The following is a 3,427-nucleotide window of genomic DNA, read 5'->3' as shown; positions in this document are numbered from 1 at the left end:
ATGATATCAGCCAGACTTGGAAACTATCTCATCAAATTAGTCCCCCCATAGAACCCCCTTGAGCCATCTTGCACACTTTTCTCTTTTTGTCAAATTTTATGTTAAGAAAGATGTGACTAATGGATAGCTTGATAAGGGGGGTGTTTGACAACTTAGTATCAAAATCTCTGTTTATTTTAATAATAATAAACGCTGGGGAGATAAAGTAACAGTCCAAGGCAAAGCTTGCTCCTTAATTTCTAACCATTTATCCTTATATAACTCTGCTTGGATATGAAAATCGCGGTCGTGGTTGGAGGGTTGATTAAGTTTTAGATAGAGAGTCACTCGATGGGGTCTTTCAATGGCATTAGCTAACCAACAGGGAAAAGTATTAATATCGCTTAAATCTCGACCAAAAATAATTTGATGGGCGCGAATTCCCGTATAGGCTAAATAGTCGGGAATTCCGGGGACGGTGTGTAATTTAACATCCCAATCAATGGCTTCTAATTGTTGATTATTAATGATAATAGCACGGGAAAAATTTTTACAGCCAGTAATTTTTGCCAAACTAACGCTATCTGGTCGCTCAAAAATTTTCTGTTTAGAATTATTAGCAATTGCCCGCCCTTTTTCCATAACTAATAAATTCTCACATATTCGATAAGCTTCATCCATATTATGGGTAACAAAAATTGTCACGCCATCGTAATTACTTAAAGTTTTGATCATCTGACGTTCTAATTGAGCGCGTAGATGGGTATCAAGGGCAGAAAAAGGCTCATCTAATAATAAAGCTTCCGGACGACTAGCTAAAGCGCGAGCGATGGCGACCCGTTGCTGTTGTCCCCCCGATAATTGATGGGGATAACGGTTTTCCATGCCGGGTAACTGCACTAATTCCAATTGGTTGGCAATCTGCTGTTTAATAACTTTTTTAGATAAGTTTTTCGAGAGACCAAAAGCGATATTTTCTGCTACAGTGAGATGGGGAAAAAGGGCATAATTCTGCACCACAAAACCGATGCGACGCTGACGACTGGGGAGATTAATTCCCTTTTCCGAATCGAAGAGAATGCGACCATTTAAGACAATACGGCCCCTTGAGGGCGTTTCCACACCAGCCAGCGATCGCAAAATCAGGCTTTTTCCCGAACCCGAAGCCCCTAATAGTCCTAATGGCTGATTTTGGCAGTTAAAAGTGACCGAGAGGTTAAAACCGGATAAATATTTCTTTATATCGACAAATAAGCCTATTTTATCTCTATAATGATGATTTTCAGCTTCTAAAAGGACAAAATCGCGACCCTCCCAGGGTGGCAGCCAGTCCTCCATCTCGTTAGGTTTGCTTTCTCCCAGTCGTCCTAATTGCTGTTTACGTTGACTTTGCCAGAGATTAACGGCGATAATACCCGATAGGGAGATTAATATGATAATAAACACCCATATCCAAGCCTCAGTCATCGCTCCTGCTTCCACAGCGAAGAAAATCGCCATCGGGATAGTTTGAGTTTGCCCCGGAATATTACCGGCTAACATCAAAGTCGCCCCAAATTCCCCCAAAGCGCGGGCAAAAGCTAGGGTTAATCCTGCTAATACCCCGGGGAAGGAGAGGGGCAAAAGTAGGCGCCAGAATATTTTCCCTTCCGATGCCCCTAGGGTGCGGGCAACCTGTAAAAGACTGGCATCCACCTGTTCAAAAGCGCCGAGGGTGGTTTTGTACATCAGGGGAAAAGCTACCACCGTCGCGGTGATAACGGCGGCATACCAAGTAAAAACGATGCGAAAGTTAAATAGGTCTAATAACTGTCCTAAGGATCCGTTTTTGCCGAATAGGAGCAGTAAAATGAAGCCTAGCACCGTCGGGGGCAAGATTAAGGGTGCGACGAAAACTGCCTCGATTAGGGATTTCCACCGTCCACGATAGCCTAACATCCAATAAGCGGCGGCAATACCGAGAAAAAAGATGATTATCAGGGCAATGGTGGCGGTTTTCAGGGATATCCATAGGGGGGAAAAGTCTGGCATTGTTTATCTGGCTATTCCGAAGCCGAATTTTTCAAAAATGTTTTTAGCGGCTGTCCTGGTGAGATATTGGGCGAAAGTCTTGGCAGCTTGCGGGTTTTTGCTGGCTTTTATCACAGCCATCGGGTAAATAATCGGAGAATGGAGATTATTGGCAGCCGTAGCCACTACTTTTACTTGGTCGGAAATTTTGGCATCGGTGATGTAAACAATGCCAGCATCGGCGTTACCAGTCTCTACGGCGGCGAGAACATTACGGACAGAGTTGGCAAAGACCAGTTTTGCTCTTATTTGCTCTAAAATGCCGAGATTTTTCAGAACTTCTTCGCTGTACTGACCGACGGGAACGCTGCGCGGTTCACCCACGGCAATTCTTTGGACATTACTGTTAGTCAGGGAACGAAAATCGCTGATTTTTAGGGCGGAATTCTTGGGAACGATTAAAACTAGGCGATTAGTGAGCAGGTTTCTTCTGGTAGTTGTATCGATTAAACCAGCTTTTGCTAAAGCGTCCATTTGCTTAGTGGCAGCCGAGAGGAAAACATCGGCCGGCGCACCTTGTGTAATTTGCTGTTGCAAAGCTCCCGACGCACCGAAGTTATAATTAACTTTAATGTGGCCATGGGCTTTTTCAAACCCCGGCTTGATTTCTTCTAGGGCATCTTTGAGACTAGCGGCGGCAGAAATTAGAATTGTCTGGGTTTGCGCGGTGGCGATAGTAGATGAAAAAAGGTTTATTCCTAGAGATAATAAGCAACTAAGGACAATTGAGCCGATAAAAGCCAGAAAATATCGTCTTTTCATCAAGATTGATAGCAAGCGATCGATATTTATATTTCTATCACAACCAATCCACCGCCCGAAATCTCTATCTAGGGTTTGCGGCAAAAAGTTTTCCGTGGAGCGTGGGGTGTGGGAAGTCAGGATAAGTAGGATTGGCTGAATATCCAGCAATTCTCATTTTGAAATAAATAGAGCATTAACCCCGATTTTGGAAGGCAAAATATAGTAGAAAGTGACTATTTTTCAGGGACAGGCGATCACAAAAAAAACAACTGGTGGGACAAATTAATTAGGGTCTGCTGAAAAAGTTTTTCGGTGGTGGCAGGGTGTGGGGTGTGGGGTGTGGGGTTTTACCAGTTTTGAGGTGGCCAATTACCTAATTTTCAGGGAAAAAGTACCTAAATTTCCCCCCGATCACTCCAATGGTCAGCACTTTTTGAGAGAAAAAAAGTCTAAAAGCCTTATCTAACAAGGTTTTTAGATTTATTCAGCAAACTCTAATTAGGGTTTGCTGAATAATGGTAAAAACCTTACAGGAAAGGGCTTTTAGCTTGATTGAGAGCTTCCCAAATGCACTTAAATCTGCTAGAATCTCTTAAAACCCTTGCATCACCCTTGCATCACCCTTGCATCTTCT

The 3,427-nt window shown here is 43.2% G+C and carries 2 protein-coding genes; both read right to left on the bottom strand.

Going from position 1 to position 3,427, the window contains the following annotated elements; genetic code table 11:
• Nucleotides 1–171: 171 nt before the first annotated feature.
• Nucleotides 172–2,010 (bottom strand): molybdate ABC transporter permease subunit, encoded by a 1,839-nt coding sequence (gene modB, locus O9323_RS10760; protein ID WP_288125087.1) that lies wholly within the window; start codon nucleotides 2,008–2,010, stop codon nucleotides 172–174.
• Nucleotides 2,011–2,013: 3 nt separating this feature from the next.
• Nucleotides 2,014–2,811 carry a molybdate ABC transporter substrate-binding protein gene (gene modA, locus O9323_RS10755; RefSeq protein ID WP_043998499.1) on the bottom strand — a complete coding sequence of 266 codons (798 nt, stop codon included), beginning with the start codon at nucleotides 2,809–2,811 and terminating at the stop codon, nucleotides 2,014–2,016.
• Nucleotides 2,812–3,427: the final 616 nt, after the last annotated feature.

It is taken from the genome of Microcystis sp. LE19-131.1A (assembly GCF_027532015.1).
Lineage (GTDB): Bacteria > Cyanobacteriota > Cyanobacteriia > Cyanobacteriales > Microcystaceae > Microcystis > Microcystis ichthyoblabe_A.
The sequence above is the reverse complement of the archived record's forward strand: the minus strand, read 5'-3'. Positions and strand labels throughout refer to the sequence as shown.